The sequence below is a fragment of the Moorena sp. SIO1F2 genome, from assembly GCF_010672755.1.
GTDB lineage: Bacteria > Cyanobacteriota > Cyanobacteriia > Cyanobacteriales > Coleofasciculaceae > Moorena.
This window is the reverse complement of the sequence record NZ_JAAHFV010000630.1, coordinates 1-1,773: the sequence shown is the minus strand read 5'-3', so window position 1 is coordinate 1,773 and position 1,773 is coordinate 1. Positions and strand designations below refer to the sequence as shown.

2 protein-coding genes are annotated in these 1,773 nt (G+C 45.7%); both read left to right on the top strand.

The annotated features are described in order from the left end of the window. A partial coding sequence (gene map, locus F6J94_RS33570) for a type I methionyl aminopeptidase (protein ID WP_293048219.1) occupies positions 1–560 on the top strand: 560 nt, incomplete at its 5' end. A gap of 203 nt (positions 561–763) precedes the next feature. Next, a partial coding sequence (locus F6J94_RS33565) for a DUF1565 domain-containing protein (RefSeq protein ID WP_293048217.1) occupies positions 764–1,773 on the top strand: 1,010 nt, incomplete at its 3' end.

Below are 1,773 nucleotides of genomic sequence, written 5' to 3'. Positions count from 1 at the left end.
TAGTTGTTTGTCACGGTATCCCTAACGGTAAGCAAATCCTTAAAGATGGGGACATCATTAATATTGACGTAACACCAAAGCTGGATGGATATCACGGGGATACCTCTAGAACCTTTTTTGTTGGGACCCCCTCACCCCTAGCAAAAAAGCTGGTGGAAGTTACTGAAGAATGTATGATGCGGGGCATTGCTGAGGTCAAGCCAGGAGCAAGGGTTGGTGATATTGGTGCTGCTATCCAAGAGTATGCCGAGTCCAACGGCTTTTCCGTAGTGCGAGACTTTGTTGGACACGGGATTAGCAAAATTTTCCATACAGCTCCCCAAATTCCTCATTATGGCACCCGAGGGAAAGGAAAACGCCTCCGGGCTGGGATGGTTTTCACTATCGAGCCCATGATTAACGAAGGTACCCACGAAGTGGAGATATTAGCTGATAAGTGGACAGCTGTAACACGCGATCGCAAACTTTCTGCCCAATTTGAACACACTATAGTTGTCACCCCTGACGGTGTAGAGATTCTCACCTTGCCAGAACAAGAAATCCAGAGTAAATCTGCTTAAGTCTCAATGGACATTTACTGAAAATCGAGCTTAAACTGTGAGATATAAGCAATAAAAGCAGGCACACTATCTGGGTAACAATTCTTAAGAGTATTTCTAAAGAAAGTTAGCCTCCTGCTCAGGAAATTAGCAAGTGGTGAACCCTATGATGGGTGACACCGCAGTTTTGCTGTGTTCTTAAGCGTTTTGGGTAATCCTAAATTATGGCAACTCTATACGTCAATCCAGCTACTGGAAGTGATAGCGCTGATGGTAGCGAATCTACGCCCTTTAAAACTATTACCAAAGCCTTCGAGTCAGCTGGTTCAGGTGACGAGATTCAACTAAAACCTGGTACTTATAATACAGCCAGTGGTGAAACCTTTCCGCTGAAAGCTCCCTCCGGTGTACAAATTATAGGTGATGAAGCAAACAAAGGCAAGGACATCTTAATTGAAGGCAATGGGTTGTTCAACACCCGTTTCGGTGGTGGTCAAAACGTGACCCTTATCCTAGCTAAGGATACCGAACTCAGGGGAGTAACAATGACCAATCGGGAGCGCCGAGGCACTGGTGCCTGGATTGAGTCTGGTAGTCCTGTTGTTGCTAATTGTACCTTCAAAGAGTGCAATCGTGAAGGGGTTAATGTGACAGGTGAGGCCACACCAGAAGTTAAAGATAATAATTTCATTGGTAGTGGTATAGAGGGTCAAGGGATATCGATTACCAGGGATGCCAAAGGGAACATCCAAGGGAATACCTGTAAAAAAATGGGTAATGGCATTGCTGTTGATAGTAATGCAGCGCCAAGGCTGGTCGAGAACCAAACCTCTGAAAACATCTTTGGGATAGTGGTTTCTGGGGACGCTCGACCGATACTGCGTAAGAATCGGATGGAAAACAACGACAGATTTGGTCTGTCAGTTTCGGGCAAGGGTTTGCCAGATTTGGGAACCACAGGAGACCCAGGGGAAAACGTACTGCGTAACAACGGTGAGTTTGATTTAAAAAATTACACCACGGTTAAGCTGATTTCAGTGGGCAATTTTTTAGTTGCCTCAAAAGTCAGTGGTCCGGTTCAAATTGATGACGCGATCACTAAGGTGCCTCCAACACCTACTCCATCTCCAACACCTACTCCATCTCCAACACCTACTCCATCTCCAACACCTACTCCATCTCCAACACCTACTCCATCTCCAACACCTACTCCATCTCCAACACCTACTCCATC